The sequence below is a fragment of the Enterococcus sp. ARL09-542 genome (assembly GCF_005234805.1).
Classification (GTDB): Bacteria; Bacillota; Bacilli; order Lactobacillales; family Enterococcaceae; genus Enterococcus_D; species Enterococcus_D gallinarum.
Genome location: NZ_QPQX01000006.1, coordinates 124,291 through 143,320 on the forward strand (window position 1 = coordinate 124,291; position 19,030 = coordinate 143,320).

General features: G+C 35.4%; 12 protein-coding genes. 11 read left to right on the forward strand and 1 reads right to left on the reverse strand.

All coding sequences use genetic code 11. The features are described from left to right. The first annotated feature begins 116 nt into the window (after nt 1–116). Nucleotides 117–749, forward strand: a complete 633-nt coding sequence (locus DVW06_RS08700; protein ID WP_005472230.1) for an HD domain-containing protein — start codon at nt 117–119, stop codon at nt 747–749. Between the two features lie 134 nt (nt 750–883). Here the strand turns inward: DVW06_RS08700 and DVW06_RS08705 are convergent, their stop codons facing one another. Continuing rightward, nucleotides 884–1,654, reverse strand: coding sequence for an SDR family oxidoreductase (locus tag DVW06_RS08705; protein ID WP_003126921.1), 771 nt, complete (start codon nt 1,652–1,654; stop codon nt 884–886). A 228-nt stretch (nt 1,655–1,882) separates the two neighbouring features. Here DVW06_RS08705 and DVW06_RS08710 point away from each other — a divergent pair, with 228 nt between their 5' ends. The 10 genes from DVW06_RS08710 to DVW06_RS08755 all read left to right on the forward strand — a co-directional run bounded on the left by DVW06_RS08710 (nt 1,883) and on the right by DVW06_RS08755 (nt 18,904). Beyond that, nucleotides 1,883–4,645, forward strand: a complete 2,763-nt coding sequence (locus DVW06_RS08710) for a helicase C-terminal domain-containing protein (protein ID WP_117474611.1) — start codon at nt 1,883–1,885, stop codon at nt 4,643–4,645. Nucleotides 4,646–4,699: 54 nt separating this feature from the next. Beyond that, nucleotides 4,700–5,200 carry a cell wall elongation regulator TseB-like domain-containing protein gene (locus DVW06_RS08715; RefSeq protein WP_117474610.1) on the forward strand — a complete coding sequence of 167 codons (501 nt, stop codon included), beginning with the start codon at nt 4,700–4,702 and terminating at the stop codon, nt 5,198–5,200. A gap of 21 nt (nt 5,201–5,221) precedes the next feature. Next, nucleotides 5,222–6,415: a pyridoxal phosphate-dependent aminotransferase gene (locus tag DVW06_RS08720; RefSeq protein WP_117474609.1), complete on the forward strand. Its 1,194-nt coding sequence runs from the start codon at nt 5,222–5,224 to the stop codon at nt 6,413–6,415. 42 nt (nt 6,416–6,457) lie between these two features. Further along, the gene (asnS, locus tag DVW06_RS08725) at nt 6,458–7,756 is read left to right on the forward strand and encodes an asparagine--tRNA ligase (protein ID WP_005472233.1); all 1,299 of its coding nucleotides are present in this window, start codon (nt 6,458–6,460) and stop codon (nt 7,754–7,756) included. Between the two features lie 223 nt (nt 7,757–7,979). Further along, the gene (locus tag DVW06_RS08730) at nt 7,980–9,137 is read left to right on the forward strand and encodes a CDP-glycerol--poly(glycerophosphate) glycerophosphotransferase (protein ID WP_041119054.1); all 1,158 of its coding nucleotides are present in this window, start codon (nt 7,980–7,982) and stop codon (nt 9,135–9,137) included. Then, the gene (locus DVW06_RS08735) at nt 9,127–9,873 is read left to right on the forward strand and encodes a WecB/TagA/CpsF family glycosyltransferase (RefSeq protein WP_005472236.1); all 747 of its coding nucleotides are present in this window, start codon (nt 9,127–9,129) and stop codon (nt 9,871–9,873) included. The genes DVW06_RS08730 and DVW06_RS08735 overlap by 11 nt, the downstream gene beginning before the upstream one ends. Beyond that, entirely contained in the window at nt 9,854–11,041 is a 1,188-nt protein-coding gene (locus DVW06_RS08740; RefSeq protein WP_003126929.1) for a CDP-glycerol glycerophosphotransferase family protein, read from the forward strand. The genes DVW06_RS08735 and DVW06_RS08740 overlap by 20 nt, the downstream gene beginning before the upstream one ends. Nucleotides 11,042–11,052: 11 nt before the next feature. Then, nucleotides 11,053–14,361: a CDP-glycerol glycerophosphotransferase family protein gene (locus DVW06_RS08745; RefSeq protein WP_137264563.1), complete on the forward strand. Its 3,309-nt coding sequence runs from the start codon at nt 11,053–11,055 to the stop codon at nt 14,359–14,361. Nucleotides 14,362–14,439: 78 nt separating this feature from the next. Continuing rightward, nucleotides 14,440–17,895, forward strand: coding sequence for a CDP-glycerol glycerophosphotransferase family protein (locus tag DVW06_RS08750; protein ID WP_082031001.1), 3,456 nt, complete (start codon nt 14,440–14,442; stop codon nt 17,893–17,895). 58 nt (nt 17,896–17,953) lie between these two features. Then, complete coding sequence (locus DVW06_RS08755; RefSeq protein ID WP_137264564.1) at nt 17,954–18,904, forward strand: GDP-mannose 4,6-dehydratase; 951 nt, start codon at nt 17,954–17,956, stop codon at nt 18,902–18,904. Nucleotides 18,905–19,030 lie beyond the last annotated feature (126 nt).

Consider the following 19,030-nt stretch of genomic DNA (forward strand, 5'->3'; position numbering starts at 1 on the left):
TTGCCTATCAGAGCAGCCTAGCTGCTCTTTTTTTGTGCTTTCATTCAAAAGAAGGTAGAGTCTAAATTTGTTTGCATTTTCTGTATTTGTTATACTTGAAAAAAGGGGGACTCAGGATGGGACTGAATGAATTTATTTTGGGACTGGCGAATTTGGAAAAGATTCAACGGGCGCCGGGGTTCTTTAAGTTTACAGAACATAGCGTCGCGGCGCATTCTTTTCGAGTCGCAATGATTGCCCAGACATTGGCTGATATTGAAGAGCAGGCGGGAAATACGATCGATTGGCAGATTCTCTATGAAAAAGCATTAAATCATGATTATACTGAACGATTCATTGGAGACATCAAAACGCCTGTCAAATATGCAAATAAAGAATTGCGGCAAATGCTTTCGACAGTAGAAGAAAAGATGACAGATACATTCATCGAAGAAGAGATTCCAGAATCATTTCAGCCGATTTATCGTCGTAGATTGGCGGATGGTAAAGATGATTCCCTGGAAGGCCAATTGTTGGCGATCGCAGATAAAATTGATTTGCTTTATGAATCTTTTGAAGAAATTTCAAAAAGCAATCCAGATAAAGTCTACAAAGAAATGTTTCGCGAAGCAGTAATGACGGTCAAAAATTTTAATCACCGTCCTAGTGTGTCTTACTTCTTTGAAGCGGTCTTTCCAGAACTATTGAATGCAGATTTCTATGGAAAAGAAAATTTTCTAGAAGAAATCGCAAACCTAATCAAAAATTGAAATGGTCTGTGAAACAAGTTTACCTATGGAAAAAACATACTAAGAGCAGAGGAGAAACTCATCCGTCGATAAGTTCCTCCTCTGCTCTAAGTATGTTGTATGTTTTTGAAGCCTTGTTTCACAGGCTTTTTTTATTACAACAATGATTCTGCTCCATCAACATAGACTTCTGTACCCGAAATGTTTCCTGCATCTTCAGAGGAAAGAAACAGCACGAGGTTAGCTACTTGTTCTGGAATACCAGTCTCCTGACGCAAAGGACGTTCCCGTTCCGGAAAGACGATTGGGATTTTGATTTTTTCAACAGCCTCTTCGATAGCCGTATTCTCATCAATATTTGTTGAAATCGCTCCTGGACAAATCGCATTGACTCGGATGTTGTAGCCGGAAAGCTCGAGTGCCGCCATTTTCATGAAAGCAACTTGACCAGCCTTAGATGTGCTGTAGGCACTAGCGCCGAAATTTTTGAAAATTCGGTTGCCGTTAACCGAACTTGTGATCACGATACTGCCGCCGTTGATTTTTAAAAAAGGAATTGCTGCTTTAACTGTGACAAAAGTACTGCGAAGATTCGTTGTAATGGTCGTATCCCAATCATCTAGTGAAAGCTCTTCGATAGGGGTCCAGGTTCCATTGATCCCTGCATTAACGTGGAGAATATCGACACCACCCAACTCTTGTGCCAACGCTGTGACTGCCTGTAAGAGCTCTTCTCCTTTTGATACATCAACCACACGATAAATCGATTGACCTTCAGTAGCTTCTACAAATGCCTTCAATTCTGTTTCATCAATGTCTAATAGACCAACGACTGCTCCTTGATCCAGAAATTGCTGGGCAACTGCTTTGCCAATGCCGGATGCTGCACCCGTCACGATAACCCTTTTATTTTCAAACCGTTTCATTTAAACGCCTCCTTCTTAATTAAATTATAAAAAAGTTCCTGACCTTTGTCGAAAGATACGGATGGTCCATTGATTTTTGATAGGATGAACGTATGAGGACTTTAGTCCTAAAATCAAGCTTCTCGTCTGATTGATCTCAAAATTTGATTTCCTCGTTATTGGCTAAAACAGATGTAAGAGGCAAAGATTTTGTAGTATAATGCAAGAAGTGCGTAAGGAGGAAGCGAAATGAAACCCATATACGCTGTGGTCGACCTTGAAACAACGGGGACTGATCCTGCCATTGATCGAATCATCCAATTTGGCTGTGTTTTGATCCAAGATGGTCAGGTCATTAATCGATTTGCGACAGATATCAATCCGGATCGAAGAATATCAAAGCAGATCCAGAATTTGACTCATATCACCAATCAACAAGTGAAACGAGCACCGTATTTCGAAGATGTTGCTCATACGATTTATAATTTGTTAACACAAACAGTCTTTGTGGCTCATAATATTTATTTTGACTATCATTTCTTAAGTCAAGAATTAATCCGATGCGGGATGCCGCCCCTTGAGATTCCAGGAATCGATACCGTGGAATTGGCGCAAGTTTTTTTGCCGACAGAAAGCAGCTTTCGTTTGGGAGATCTGGCTGAAAGTATCGGATTTGTTCATGAGAATCCACATCAGGCGGATAGCGATGCGGAAGTGACCGCGGCATTATTGCTGTACATCGAATCGATCATGCGTGAACTGCCATGGGTGACTTTAAAGCAAATCGCCCAGTTGAGCGGTCAAATGGGGATGCAGACCAGTCAGTATATTCAGCGGATCGTCAGTGAACGTACCGAAGAGCCGCTTCCTGAACATTTGGAAGAAATCGATGGATTGGTTCTGCGAAAAAAGAGTGTGCCATTGTTTGATTCAAGCTATTTTCAAGGAGAGTATCCTAAAGTTAAAGCGGATAAGATCAAATGTTTTGATGGTCGCCTCAGTTATCGAAAACAACAAGCGCGGTTGATGAATGCTGTTTATGATCACTTTTCTCATGAAGAAAAAAATCTGATCATTGAGGCAGAAACCGGCATGGGAAAAACCATCGGGTACTTATTTCCTGCAAGCTACTTAGCTACTCCAAAAAAACCATTAATCGTCAGTACCACGTCGATTTTGCTACAGAATCAGATATTGGCTAAAGACATCCCATTAGTCAATCAAGTACTGGAACAACCGTTGCAGGCAACTGTTGTGAAAAGCCATCAACACTACATTGATCTCCAGCGGTTCAAAGCAACATTAGAACAACCGCTTGAACAAAAACAGTATGCCCAGTACCAGATGGGACTTTTAGTTTGGCTGACCAAAACTGAGACCGGAGATTTTGATGAATTGAATCTTGTGCGTCTTGATCATCCGCTGTTTTTGGAAATCCGTCATCGAGGGGTGGATTTTTTGGCAAAGAATCAATCTTTTTATGAGCAGGATTTTGTGCGCCATCTCTATAATAAGATGACACAAAGCAATGTGCTGATTGTCAACCATGCATTTTTGATGCAGGAAAATCGGCGACAGTATCCACTACTACCAACGAGTGACTTTCTGCTGATCGATGAAGTCCAGCATTTGCCGGAGATTGCCGAAAGATATTCGCAAAATTCCTTTGATTCCCAACAGTTCAAACGACAATTTTTGCAAATGAATGAAGAAGGTTTGTTTGAAGAGATCAAGCAACTCGTCGCTGAAGAATTCGATCTTTCCCATTTGTTTTCATTGTATATCGATGCCATCAAATTGATTATCGATACGCTAGAAGCCTATTTTGAAACACTCGTGATCGATGGGGAAGAACTGACACTTGTCCAACGCAAGGATCTTTACGATGGCAGCTTGCAGCAAGATCGTCTCCATCAAAAAATTCATTTGTATTATAAAGAAATTTTAGAAATCCAACAGCGATTGCAGACAACCTTCATGGCGACAGAAGAACGGCGATTGGCTCGGGAGCGCATCCTGATTGCCCGCTTGTTCGATTATTTCCATGATATGGAGGTACAGGCAGCAACGGTTCAATCGTGGCTGATGAATTGGCAACCTCGGTATGTCCATTGGATCAAGAAAAAAGCAGGGACTGCTGCAGCGATGATTGAAGTGGCAGACCTGCAGGGAAATCAAATTATCGAAAGCAAATGGTATTCAAGGTACAAACATATTCTTTATTTAGGCGGTACATTGAAAATTCCTGGTAACAAATCTTACTTTGCTCACCGATTAGGCATTCCTGAAGTGACGGTCAAAACGATTCCGGCATTCTATGATTATGAAAAGCAAGCACGCCTGTTTATTGTCAAACAAGGAATCTCGATTCAGCAAGCAACGAATGAAGAATACGCGCAATATTTGGCCGATGCATTAACACCGTTGCTATTTGAAAATTTGCAGCCAACACTTGTATTATTCACTGCTCATGAAACATTGAAACGGGTCTATGAAAAACTGCATAAAAAAGCCTTGGAACAAGGACGAGAACTTGTAGCACAAGGGACTGGCGGTAGTCGCGAGAAAATCATCAAGCGCTTTTTACTGGCGGAAAATGGGATTCTTTTTGGAACAGATAGTTTTTGGGAAGGCATCGATTTACCCGGTCAAGCGCTCAAAATCGCGGTTGTGACGCGCTTACCATTTGAGAACCCCAAACGACCGCTTGTTCAAGCACGTCATGCTTTTTTAGCATCGGAAGGCATTGATCCTTTCAAGGAGGATGCACTGCCAAAAGCAATTATCCGAATGCGTCAGGCGTTGGGACGTCTGATTCGGTCGGAAAATGATCAAGGAGTAATGGTGGTTCTTGATCGTCGGATTCTTTCTACGAAGTATGGCAAGCGAATACTTAAAGGTTTGCCAAAAAATCTGCCGGTCAAAGAAGCTACACCACAAGAAATGACCGAGGACATACGGGCGTTTTTTGATTCTGGAGCAGAAGAAACACCAAAAAAACATTTTTCTTAAAAGATAGCTGAAATCTGCTATAATAGAGCATATTATTTTTATGGAGGATAACGAGTGAAAACGAAAGACAAAGAACAACGCCGTGTGATGATTTTACTGGGTGCGATCGTTTTTTTATTGATCGTTATCATATTCTCATCGATTTTCTACATCCGTTCGACTCGTCCGATGCGACAGGCACGCAATGAAGCAATCGAAATTGCTCAAAAGTATACGGATTTGAAAGAGGTCGATCAATTTTATTGGTTTAATCGTCAAGCCTCTTCTTTTAGTTTAGTTGGTACAGATGATAAAGAAAATAAAATCATCGTCATTATTCCTAAAAGCGGTGAAAAAGTGTCAGTTTTTAAACAATCAGATGGTCTAACGGAAGAAGCCGCTCGTCAATTAGTTGCCGAAAAGCATCCAGAAGAAACGATCCAGAAAGCTACTTTAGGATTGTTTAAAGAGCAAGCTGCTTGGGAAATCATGACGAAAGATGCTTCTGGTGAACTTCATTATTATTTGCTAGGTTTTAAAGACGGCAAGGAAATCAATGCCATCAATAATATTTGATTTAGAGAAAGGATGGTTGACATGACACTCTCCAAACGAGCGTATCAAGTAGAGCCCTCAGTTACATTAGCTGCAGCTGCCAAGGCTAAGGCGTTAAAAGCACAAGGCGTTGACGTATTGAGTTTGACGGTAGGAGAACCCGACTTTATTACTCCTGAGAATATTCGTCAAGCCGCTATCCAAGCCATTGAAAATGGGAAGGCAAGTTTTTATACCCCGACAGCTGGGATCCCTGAGCTAAAAGAAGCCATCCTACGCTATCTGCAGGAGTTTTATGGCGTAACGTATGACACCAACCAAGTGATCGTAACAGATGGCGCTAAATTTGCGCTTTATGCGTTGTTTCAAGCAGTGATCGATCCAGCAGATGAGGTGATTATTCCTGTGCCATATTGGGTCAGCTATGCAGAGCAAGTGAAACTAGCAGGAGGGCAACCAGTCTTCGTCTATGCTGCGGAAACCGAGCAATTTAAAGTAACGGTTTCTCAACTAGAAGCTGTTAGAACAGCCAAGACTAAAGCCATTATTTTGAATTCGCCCTCCAATCCAACGGGAGCAATTTATTCGAAAGAAGAACTACAGGCTATTGGAGAGTGGGCAGTTGTACATCATATCTTGATTGTTTCTGATGATATCTATGGTCGTCTGATTTACAATGGGCACTCCTTTACGCCGATTGCTAGCTTGTCTGAGGCTATTCGTAAGCAAACGATCATCATTAATGGTGTCTCAAAAACATATGCCATGACTGGTTGGCGGATTGGATTTGCCGTTGGCGATCAGACAATCATTCAAGCGATGACGGATATTGCTTCTCAAGCAACTAGCAATCCTACAGCTGTCAGTCAATATGCTGCTGTTGAAGCACTGTCAGGGAATCAAGACTCCATTGAAATCATGCGTCAGCAATTCGAAGACCGATTAAATAAAATCTATCCGATTGTTGCAGCCATTCCAGGTTTTCAATTAGTAAAACCGCAAGGCGCTTTTTACCTTTTCCCAAACGTCAGGGAAGCAATGAATATGTGCGGATATGAAGACATCAATAATTTTGTGGAAGCAATTCTGGAAGAGACCGGAGTAGCAGTCGTTACTGGTGCTGGGTTTGGTGCACCAGACAATTTACGGATCAGCTATGCAACCGATTGGGCAACCTTGGAAGAAGCCGCAAAACGTTTGCAGGATTTTGTTGAAAAGAAAAGCCGAAAAGCTTAAAATGCTTTATGGAACCCTTATTATCAGATTGGAGAGAAACGTGTGGAATCTATTCAAATTTTAGATGCAAAAAAACATGTTGGCGAAACAGTACAGATTGGTGCTTGGGTCGCAAACAAACGATCAAGTGGAAAAATTGCCTTTCTGCAATTACGTGACGGTACCGCATATTTTCAAGGTATCGTGGTAAAAACCGAAGTGGGCGAAGAAGTCTTTCAGCTTGCCAAAAATTTAAATCAAGAAACGGCAGTTCTAGTAACTGGTGAGATTCGTGAAGATAGCCGTTCGAAATTTGGCTACGAAATCGGCATCAGCGGCATTGAAGTAGTGGGCGAAAGCCATGAATACCCAATCACACCGAAAGAGCACGGCACCGACTTCTTGATGGATCATCGCCATTTATGGCTACGTTCTTCAAAACAACATGCCATCATGCAGATCCGTAACGAAGTGATTCGTGCTACCTATGAATTTTTCAATAATAATGGCTTTATCAAAATTGATCCACCAATTTTGACAGGGTCTGCACCGGAAGGAACAACGGATCTTTTTGAAACCAACTATTTTGATCAAAAAGCATATCTATCTCAATCTGGTCAATTATATATGGAAGCTGCAGCGATGGCATTTGGTAAAGTCTTTTCATTCGGACCGACTTTCCGTGCAGAAAAGTCTAAAACGCGTCGTCATCTAATCGAATTCTGGATGATCGAACCGGAAATGGCTTTCATGCATCAAGAAGAAAGCTTGGAAGTACAAGAACAATACGTTGCTTTCCTTGTACAAAGCGTTTTGGACAACTGTGATTATGCATTAGATGTTTTAGGCAGAGATCGTGCCATTCTTGAAAAGTATACGAAATTACCATTCCCTCGTATTTCTTATGATGATGCCGTAGAACTATTGCAAAAAAATGGCTTTGAGGACATTCAATGGGGAGACGATTTTGGTTCGCCACACGAAACATTTATTGCAAACTCATTTGATCAACCAGTCTTTATTCTTAACTATCCAAAAGCCATCAAACCTTTCTATATGAAACCACATCCAACAAGAGATGATGTCGTGATCTGTGCAGATATGATTGCACCAGAAGGCTATGGGGAGATCATTGGTGGCTCAGAACGGGCCACAGATTATGAATTCTTGCTAGAACAAATCCGTAACCACGGATTAGATGAAAATGAATACTCTTGGTATTTAGATCTTCGCAAGTATGGCTCAGTTCCACATACCGGTTTTGGTCTAGGTCTTGAACGGACCGTTACATGGCTATCAGGTATCGAACACGTGCGTGAAGCCATTCCATTCCCACGCTTATTGAATCGTATTTATCCATAGGGGATATTAAAAGCCAGCTTCTAGGTAGGAAGCTGGCTTTTTTTGGTAAAAGGAAGCAAGGAATCTTAGGGGAATGAAGGTGCGAGTTTTTGGATTTATCAAAAGATCACCATATGCCGGAAGGTGTAACTTTTATTGAAATATAACGGTTTTGTTACATTTATTTTCTTTTTGCTTATTATCAGGTAAAATAAGAACTAATGTAAATAAATAGAGGTTATTTATGATTAAACAAATTGCAATTTCGTTTTCAAAAATCGTTTACTTGTCCTTAGTTAAACTTTTTTCACTAAGGAGACGTCCTAAAAACAATAAAATCGTCTTTTTGTTAAGTTTTCCATCCACAAGTACCTATGTTTTGGATGCTTTAGTTGAAAGATACGGTAATCGTTTGGTTATTTGTTATACCAGCAATGCGCAAGAAACGATTAAACGATTTAATCAAGAAAGAATCGACTGCTATCCTCTGCAGTCATTTTATATCTTGTGTACTAGAATCATCCCGATTATTAAAGCGTCGCAAATGATTATATGTGATAATTATTTCGCCTTTCTAGGGGGGATGTCTTTTGATGAACAAACAAAAGTTGTTCAAATATGGCATGCAAATGGGGCAATCAAAAAATTTGGTTTGCAAGCCCAATATGCTAAGAAAGCAACTGCTAAGGATCAACAACGTTATCAAAAGGTATATGATACATTTACGCATTTTGTAGTAAGTTCTCCGACAATGGCTGAAATTTTTGCTGAAAGTTACAATATCGATCCTATCTTTTTAAAATTCGGTTATCCCATGACGGATTATTATTTCAATCGGAACGAAAAAAACATTCTTAAAGAAAAGAATATTTTATCAAAAGGGACTAATAAAAAAATTGCTCTCTATGTTCCAACCTATAGAGAAAACGACTATGAGCTTCCGCTGGACTTCGAGCAAATTGAAGAACAAATTGGTGATGAATGGGTATTCTATATCCATGCCCATCCCCATGATAAAAAATTAAAAAGCTTGGCTAAGAAATATCCATCTTATTTTATTGATGAAATGCAACATGACCTAAAAAATTTACTTATTGTTGCAGATTGTCTGATCACGGATTATTCCTCAGTTCCATTTGAATTTTCTTTAGCGAATCCAAATGGAAAAATAATTTATTTTTGTTATGACTATGAATTATATGATGATCTTGTGGGGATACAAGAGGCCTTCAAAGATACTCTGGATTCTTCAATCGTGAAAACGCCAGCTGGATTATTTGAAGAAATAATGTCCTCCGAAAAACAGGACTTAGTGGATTTTAATGCGAAGTGGAATACGTTTGTTTCTGGAAATGCAATGAACTATTTATTTGAATGGATTGATGAACAATATGAAAACTGAAGAGATAATGGGAATTTTTGTGGATCAAATTACCTATGAGGATGTAATCAATGATTTACCAAATTATATCAATAGTAGTCGTAAAATGACTATTGTAAGTGTAAACCCGCAAATCATCACTGAAAGCAATAAATTTCCTGAAATCGTGCGATTTATCAATCATAGTACACATCGCATACCTGACGGGATTGGCGTAGTCTTAGTTTCGAAATTAACTGGTGGAAAAATCAAAGAAAGAGTCACTGGTTACGATTTAATGTTGAAATTATTGGATTACGCAAATACTCATAAGAAAAGTGCTTTTTTTTATGGAGCAAAGCCAGAAGTCCTTTCTGATGCAGTTAAGAACATCAATCAGCGATACCCAGACCTGATTGTTGCAGGCGCAGTGGACGGATATACTAAGATGGACGATGGAATCTTAGTTGATCAAATAAATGCTGCTCAACCTGATTTTCTTTTTGTAGCGTTGGGGTTTCCTCGGCAAGAGAAATGGTTGGCTAAAAATACAAATGCGCTTGAGGCATCAGTTTTTCAAGATGTTGGGGGGAGTTTTGATGTTTTAAGCGGTCACGTAAAAAGAGCTCCTGCTTTTTTTATTAATTGTCATTTAGAATGGTTGTACCGTTCTTTGAGCAATCCAAAGAGGATTGGAAGAATTCTACAGTTGCCAGTATTTATGGCGAAAAGTATTTATTGGAAGATGGTGCATAGAAATGATAAAACAAATTATTAGTTTTATTTATCGAACGTTATTCAATATAGTCACAGCAATCTTTCCAGTAAATAAAAAAATAGTTTTATTTGAAAGTTTTAACGGGAATATCCCTTCAGATAATCCTTTAGCGATTTATAATGCTATGGTTCAAGACGAAGAGTTTGCAAACTGGAATCTTTATTGGGGAATAAAAAAAGCAAATCTATTAGAAGCAAAAGCTATGTATCCAGAAATGAATTTTCTTTCTCGCTATTCAATGAAATGGTTATGGGTAGCTTCAAGGGCGGGTTTTTGGATTTTTAATGCACGAATGTCAAACTGGTTTAAAAAAAATAAGCAAACAGTCTATTTTCAAACATGGCATGGGACCCCTTTGAAAAAATTAGGATTAGATATCAAAAATGTTGTCATGCCTGGTACAAATACTAAATCCTATCAAGATAGCTTTATCAAAGAAAGTAAGCGTTGGGATTATTTAGTCGCACCTAATGAATACTCAAAAGAGATATTTAAACATGCATTTGCTTTCGAAAATAATTTTTTAGATATCGGATATCCTAGGAACGATCGTTTAGTACAAGCAAATAATGAGTTTATAGTCAACCAACTGAAAAAAGAGCTCCTAGGAGAAAAACGAGGCAACGTTTTTCTATATGCACCAACTTGGCGAGATGATTATTTTATTTCCAAGGGGAATTACAAGTTTAACATGCCTTTCAAATTAGAAAAAATGATACAACTTCTTGATAAAGAAGATTTGCTAATTATCAGACCGCATTATTTAGTAAAAGATTCAATAGATATAGATGGGTATGAAAATCAAGTTAGGGTCTGTGTTGATGAGGATATAAATGATTTGTTTCTGATTGCTGATTGCTTAATAACAGATTATTCATCAGTTATGTTTGACTTTGCGATATTAAAGAAACCAATGATATTTTATGCTTATGATTTGGTTCATTATGAGAATGAGGTTCGTGGATTTTATTTTGATTATGATAGTTTACCTGGACCAATTTGTAAAGATGAAACAGCATTCTATAATGCGATAAAAAACTTTTATACAGAAACCAGTAAAAAAAATCTCAATGATAAAAAATATCTAGAATTTTATAATAAATTTTGCTCTTGGGAAAATGGAGAAGCTTCTCTAAAAGTGGCAGAATTGATCAAGGCAAGTAATTAAGGGGATACTATATGAGTGCAGTAGGGAATATTAAGTTGCTGATTAACAAAGTATTAAACAGTTTTGTTTCAAAAAATGGTAGTATAGCGTCGTTTTATGCAAAATTAAGTACAATCGATATAAAGAAAAATACGATACTATATGAAGTCAGGGATGGTCAATCAATTGTAGACTCTCCTTTTGCAATTTTTAAGTATTTAGTGAATGATCCCGACTTCGCTCATTATCACCATGTGTGGGTAATCAATGATTTAGATTATCCTACTGTTAATAAAATAAAAGCTTCTTATAAGAATGTTGATTTTGTAGTGAGAAACTCAAAAGAATATTTGAAATGGCTTGCGTCTGCAGAATATTTAGTGAACAATGCTACTTTTCAATCTTTCTTTGTTAAGAAAAAAGAGCAAATTTACATAAATACTTGGCATGGGACACCTTTAAAATATATGGGATTTGATATCCCAGGAAATCCTGCTCATTCGCAAAATGTTGTACGAAATTTTTTAATGGCTGATTATATTCTATCGCCGAATGCTCACACAACTGAAATTTTTTCAAAAAGCTATCGATTAGACGGAATTTTTCCTGGAGTGATTTTAGAAGGAGGCTACCCTCGAATAGATTGCACTAATTCTATTCAACGAGAAGTCATCAAAGAAGAATTAGGTGAGTTAAACCTCGTTTTTGATGATAATTTGCCAACTATTTTATATACGCCAACATGGAAAGGATCATCTATATTAAATCCCTCAAATGATGAAGAACAAATTATAAGAGAAACCTATCTTTTAAAAGACTATTTTAAGGGAAAATATAATGTATTGGTCAAGGTACATCCTTATATTTACAAGACATTAAGCAGAAATGAGCGAATCAAACATATTTTGATTCCAGATAGTTTGGATCCAAATGAGGTATTATCAATTGTTGATTTATTGATCACTGACTACTCTAGCATCTTTTTTGATTTTTTGGTTACAGACAAACCTATTATTTTTTATGTTTGGGACAGAGATTTGTATGAAGCGGATAGAGGAATGTATCTCCCAGAAAGTGTATTACCCGGACCTGTTGCTGAGACAGTCGATGAGCTTATTGACCTGATAGAAAAAAAAGATATTTTTGTGGATCAATATAGACAAAATTATCGTTTAATGAAAGAGAAAATTTGCAATTACCAAGATGGTAATGTAACTAAGCGTTATGTTGAAAGGATTTTCAAAAAAAGGAAATCAGAAAAAATTAAGGAGATACTTCTTAGAAATGATCTGAAAAAACTTATTATTTATCCTGGTGGCATGAAAAATAATGGAATCACAACAAGTTTTATTAATCTAAGTAACAATATAGATTATAGCAAGTATGATATTTCTATTATTCTGAATAAACCTGTTTCCAGTGAAGAAATAAAAAACTTAAATAAGATCAATAAAAATGTTCGAATGCTATTTCGTCCAGGAAATTCACTTTTTACTAGAAATGAATTAATCAGAGATTATTTTATTCAGCTCTTTTCATTGAAGAAAGGGTGGCGCTTCTTGCTACCAGAGAAAGCTTATAAAAGAGAGGCTGCGAGGATTGTAGGAAATATTGCGTTTGATGTTGCAATTGATTTTAGTGGGTATAGCTTTTTCTGGGCAAAATTGATTGCATTCATGAACAGTAATAAGAGAATTATTTTTCAACATAATGATTTATTAAGTGATTCAAAAAAAATCATTAATGGAAAGGCTCCGCATAAAAAAAATCTACCTGCAGTCTTTTCCATTTATTACTTGTTCGATCGTATTCTTAGTGTTTCAAAAGAGACCATGGAAATTAACAGAAAGAATTTAAAAGAATTTATTACGGATGGACAAATTGGTTACACGACAAATACGATTGATATATCTAAGATCATGACAAGTGGATCTGTAGATAGTAGTAATCCAAACGCCAATAATCAAGAAATATCTAATTTTAGATTTACAGGAAACATCATTGCCGCTAAAACCTATCAAGTATATACAAGCCTATCACTGCTGGAAAAAGGAGTATATTTTTCCAAAACAATTACAGAAGATGACGAAATTTATGTACTTGCATCAACTTTTTATAATATGAAAGAGTATGCAAAAATTACAGTTAATGGCATTTATACAGGTTGGATTGAAAAAAGATTTATTCAGGCTTCTAACAAAGGTATCCAAAAGGAAGAAACAATAATAGAAAACCGCTCAATGATTGCTACAATTAACTGCAGCAATGATGAAATGATTTATTATTCAATGAGTGATTTGAATAGTATTCGCTCACCACTTAAATATTTAAATAATACGTATGCTTATATTAGTAAAGAGCAGAAAATTAATGACACCAGCTACTGCTACATTGAAAATAGCAATGGAGAAATCGGCTGGATTAACAAAAATTGTCTTTCAAATTTTCATCAAACGTTTCATCTAAAGGCTTTAAAAAATTATTTTTTGAATAAAAATGTCAAAGAAAAAACAATTGTGTTAGATAAGTTTCAGTCTATATTTATTCAAGGTCAATTCAAATATAAAACAACAATTGGATGGACTGAACCAGTGCCAATTGCTGGAAGCGAACAAGTAGCCATTATGTTTGAAAAAGACGATGTAGCTTTATTTACAAAAAAAGCAACAATTAATCAGAAGGATTACTATTGCACTAATTCAGCAGAAGGAAATAAAATATGGATTGAAGCAAAAAACATTGAGGAAGCAAGAGTCAACTCAATGGAAATTCAAAGTAACTTAATTGATGAAAGAGCCAAGAATCAGAAGCGGATAAGCGGTCCTACCATCTCATCTGACTCTATCAATTTAGTTAATATGGGCAGATTATCACCAGAAAAAAATCAAATCAATTTAATCAAGGCTATCAAGCAAATTATTGAAGATCAAAAAAATGTACGTTTGTATATTTTAGGAGAAGGTCCTTTAAAACTTGAGATGAAGCAGCTAATCAAAAAACTTGAGCTTGAAGAACATGTCTTTCTGTTAGGACATCAAGAAGATCCTTTTTCGATTATGAAACAATGTGATTTGTTTGTTTTTCCTTCAATCTATGAAGGGCAACCTATGGTCTTATTAGAGGCGTTAACGTTAAAACTTCCTGTTCTAGCTACAAATATCCCTGCAAATGTTTCAGTTTTGGGAGAGTATTCTACGACCTACATTGAAGGATTTTCCGCAGAGGATATTGCACAAGCTATACTGAATAGAATATGCAAATTGAATGATACTATGAGATTTAGTCCTGAAGAATACAATAGTGCCGCACTAAAAAGTTTTTATAGAGAAATAGAGACTTGAACAATGTTAAACTGAAAATTTATGGGTAAAGAAAAAGTTATTTAACTTTTACTAGTATCAAATAGAAAGGTGTTTTTTATGATAATAAAACAACTTAAGAAGACTAAAATAAAAATCTCTGAACAACTATCTTTATGGTTTTCTGAAGAATACGAGAAAAATGAAGTTGATACATCAATGATATTTTATGAATCAAGAGATGGTAAAAATATGATTGATTCTCCAAAGGCAATGTTTGATTATTTGTTAAACGATCCTTCTTTTAAAGATTATCAACATATCTGGAGTTATGTACCATCAGAAATTGGATGGGATGATTTGGTGGAAAGATATTCTGAAATGTCAAACGTTTTTTTTGTAGAAAGAAATACTCAACAATATGTATCTTATCTATCTAAAAGCAAGTATCTTGTTACTAATTCAACTTTTCAGTCTTTTTTTGTTCCTAAAAAAGAGCAAATAGTTATTAATACTTGGCACGGAACGCCTCTTAAGAAAATGGGTTATGATATTGAAAATGCGAATCCAGCTGGATCACAAAATGTAGTTAGGAATTTTTTGTTTAGCAAATATATTATCAGTCCAAACGCACATACATCCGAGGTTTTAAAAAATAGTTTCCGACTAGATGGAATCTTCTCGGGCGAAATTTTAGAATTTGGTTATCCAAGAAATGACGTGCTACAACGTAAGGATAATTCTGTTTTAAAACAATTGATAGATAGAGGAATTGACATAGATGGAAGTAAAGAACTGATCCTCTATTGTCCGACCTGGAAAGGAACATCTACATTAAATCCCTCCGATTCTCTACAACAAATTTTGGCAGAAACATCTTTTTTGAGAAGTCAGGTGGGTGAAAAGTATAACGTTTTAGTAAAGGTTCACCCGTATATATTTAATAAGGCAAAAGAAGTTGAGGAATTGAATAGATATTTGGTTCCAGATGATTTCGACCCTAATTATGTATTGTTAGTCACAGATATATTGTTGACAGACTATTCAAGTATTTATTTTGATTTTTTGGTAACGAATAAGCCAATAATTTTTTATTCTTGGGATAGTGATATATATGAATCCACTCGAGGAATGTATTTTGATGAAAATGAATTGCCTGGTCCAATTGTAAGCACGATGAGCGATGTAATTGATTCAATAAATAAGATTGATCAGATAAAAGACGAGTACAGAGAAAAATATACTGTTGCAAAGAAGAAGTTTGTTAGTTATGAAGATGGTTTTTCGACGGAGCGAGTGATAAATTATATTTTTAAAAACAATAGGAGTTCCGTTGGAAGTGTCAAAAAGATGTTAAATAACAAAGAAAAAATTTTGATTTATACAGGAGGTATGCAAAATAATGGTATCACCTCTAGTTTACTAAATCTATTGAAAAATATTGATTATCAAAAATATGATGTGACGTGTTTTATGGGTAATCCAAATACTAGAGAAAAGCTGGCAAATGTTGATAAAATTCCAAAAGAATGTCACCTTATTTTCAAACCAGGCTATGCTATTCTTACTCCAGAAGAAAACAAAACACTTAGAAACATTACATCAAAGAAAAATGTAGATAATATAAACAGCGAGTTATTCCCTTGGAAAGGATTTGAAAGAGAGGCAAATCGAATTTTTTCTAACAACGAGTTTGATGTTGCTATAGATTTCTCAGGATATAGTTTTTATTGGACGAAATATATTCTTTCTTCAAACTCAAAAAAGAAAATTTGCTATATGCATAGTGACATGAATGCTGACAGACAAAAAATAGTGAATGGAAAACAAGTTCATTATAAGAGCTTAGGACAACTATTTAGCGTGTACAATCGTTTTGACATGTTACTTGCAGTTTCACCTGTAATGGCAGATGTAAACAAAAATTCTTTGATCAACTTCATTCCTGAAGAAAAAATTAGTTTTGTTTTGAATTCACTAGATTTAGATAAGCTATATGGTGATGATGTTATATCTACTGAAAAAAGAAATGTCAACATAAGAAAAGTAAATTTTGAAATTGATTTAATTGACAAGCAAGATGTTATTGTATGGGAAACGTACAAACAAGAATTCAGTAAAAGAATCCCATATAAAAAAGATATGAAAATAAAAGCAATCGCATATGCAAAGTATAAAAATAACGAATTATATAAAATTCTAATGGATGATATTTATGTGGGGTGGGTTGAAGCAGAAAAGTTTGTAAAAAATTATCCTACTATAGTATCAAAAGAGCCGTATAAGTCATATGGATATATAAAAAATGTGAAAAACAAAGTATTTTGGATAGATTTACCTACGAGTGATTCTAGTAAAAGATATGGAACGACTGATTTTTATAAATATATGTATGTTAAAATTGTTGAAAAAGCAATTTTAAGTAATGGAGATATGTATTTCCACATTACTATTAATAATGAAATAGATGGTTGGGTTTATAGCAATGTAATAAATGAAACAATTAAATTTAGTAGAATCAGAAAAATCAAAAATATTTATTCTAATTTTCATAGATTAAAAAACCCAAAACAATTTCCATTGCTGACTCTTAATGAAGAGGGATACGTGAAGGTAAGAGATATAGCTAGTAACGATGCCTTCGAAAAAGCTGCTAATAATGAGGATGATTTTGACTTTTCTAATGTAAAAAATAAAGTTCTTAAATTTACCAAAATTATTAAAAATCATTACGGAGTGTATTATTTGATATATGATGGAAATAAAAAAATTGGTTGGTTAAATAAGAACTTCCTAATTGATCTCATCGATGATTGTATCGTGTCGGAGAAAAAAGTAAGTATTGAAATCTCTATAGAACAAGGTACAATAAAGTACACAGATTGTTTTTTTAGTAACCCTATTGTTAATAACAGTTCTAATACAGTAATAGTTCATTCTGTTATTGAATCCACCAAAGGAACTTTCTTTTCTGATGGGGAAAACTTTTATGAAACAAAAGATGTTGAAGTCATAAAAGAATTTGGTAAGTATGATCTAATGGGGAACTTTGTTCCTATGCCTAAAAATCAGGATTTTAACATTATAACAATCGGAAGACTATCCGTGGAGAAACAACAAGACAAATTGATTTATGCTTTTCAAAATTTTAAAAAGACTATCCCGAATAGTAAACTGTATATATTAGGTGATGGTATCTTAAGAGAAGAACTGCTATCTATTGTTAAAGAAAATAACTTAGAAGATTCTGTATTTTTATTAGGACATGTATCTGACCCATTTACAATTTTAAAGCAATGTCAACTTTTTACTTTAACATCAGCATATGAAGGACAACCCATGGTTCTACTTGAAGCACTATCTCTGGGAATACCAGTTTGTTCAACTAATATACCTGCAAGCAAGTACGTTCTTTCAGATGGAAAATATGGAATTCTATCAGATTCTAACGATATTGATGGTATAGAGGGCATGCTGTTTGAGTCATATAGTCATAAGCAAAATTTTAAAGAGTTTGATGCAATTAAGTATAATATAGAAGCAGTGAATATGTTTTATGAAAAAATAAATAGCTAAACAGTGAATTGTAAAAGAAAATTCTATATAAAAAATTGTTTCGAAGGAGAAAGATTTTATGAAGTACTTTGTATCTGGTGGCGCTGGTTTTATCGGATCTACATTAGTAAACAGATTAATTGAAGAAGGTAATGAGGTTATCGTGGTTGATGATCTTTCTATGGGAAATGTTAATAATCTTATTGATAACAAAAGATTGACATTTTTCAAGGCAGATATAAGGGATATAGAATTGGTTAGAGAAATATTTAAAAATAATAGTTTCTCTTATATTTTCCATCTAGCTGCAGTTGCAAGTGTTGCCGATTCGATAGAGAGACCATTTGAAACACACCAAGTTAATATGGAGGCTACACTTGACTTACTGGAATTAGCAAAAGAGACCCAGAAAAATCTAAAAAGGTTTGTTTTTGCTTCTTCTGCGGCTGTTTATGGAGACGATCAAGTCTTACCTAAATCAGAGATTTCGAGAATAAAGCCGTTGTCTCCGTATGCAATTGACAAATACTCGTCGGAACAATATGTATTACTTTATAATACGCTGTATGGGTTACCGACAAGTGCTGTACGATTTTTTAATGTTTATGGTCCAAATCAAAATCCTTCTTCTCCATACTCAGGAGTGTTGTCTATTATAACGAATCATTTCAAAAAAATAAGAAATAATGAAAAAGATGTGTTTACAATTTTTGGAGATGGGAGTCAAACTAGAGACTTTGTCTATGTTGAGGATGTTTTGCAAGCTCTAAAATTGGTATCAGAAAAAGAAGAAGCACTAGGAGAAGTGTTTAATGTAGGGACTGGCGCTCCTAGTTCGATTAACGATGTACTTGGTATATATGAATCCGAAATGAATATCAAGCCTACAATTCAGTTTGAAGAGTCTAGAAAAGGTGATATTAAGGATTCGGTTGCAGATATATCAAAACTTAAGAAAATTGGGTTTTCACCTAATTATAGTTTAGATGAAGGAATAGCTGAGTATTTAAAAGAAGAAATACAATATTGATAAATGTTAAATAGTTGTGGAATGGAGTAAATCTCAATGAAAGTGACAAGGTCCAATAGTTCGAAATCTCTCAATACGGAAAAGATATTCTCCTTTATGCTAGTACTTCTTTCATTTGTTTTAATT

Bases quoted from the DNA above. Each gene is read 5' to 3' on its own strand.
- DVW06_RS08700 (WP_005472230.1), top strand. From the start codon at position 117: ATGGGACTGAATGAATTTATTTTGGGACTGGCGAATTTGGAAAAGATT.
- DVW06_RS08705 (WP_003126921.1), bottom strand. From the start codon at position 1,654: ATGAAACGGTTTGAAAATAAAAGGGTTATCGTGACGGGTGCAGCATCC.
- DVW06_RS08710 (WP_117474611.1), top strand. From the start codon at position 1,883: ATGAAACCCATATACGCTGTGGTCGACCTTGAAACAACGGGGACTGAT.
- DVW06_RS08720 (WP_117474609.1), top strand. From the start codon at position 5,222: ATGACACTCTCCAAACGAGCGTATCAAGTAGAGCCCTCAGTTACATTA.
- DVW06_RS08730 (WP_041119054.1), top strand. From the start codon at position 7,980: ATGATTAAACAAATTGCAATTTCGTTTTCAAAAATCGTTTACTTGTCC.
- DVW06_RS08735 (WP_005472236.1), top strand. From the start codon at position 9,127: ATGAAAACTGAAGAGATAATGGGAATTTTTGTGGATCAAATTACCTAT.
- DVW06_RS08740 (WP_003126929.1), top strand. From the start codon at position 9,854: ATGATAAAACAAATTATTAGTTTTATTTATCGAACGTTATTCAATATA.
- DVW06_RS08745 (WP_137264563.1), top strand. From the start codon at position 11,053: ATGAGTGCAGTAGGGAATATTAAGTTGCTGATTAACAAAGTATTAAAC.
- DVW06_RS08750 (WP_082031001.1), top strand. From the start codon at position 14,440: ATGATAATAAAACAACTTAAGAAGACTAAAATAAAAATCTCTGAACAA.
- DVW06_RS08755 (WP_137264564.1), top strand. From the start codon at position 17,954: ATGAAGTACTTTGTATCTGGTGGCGCTGGTTTTATCGGATCTACATTA.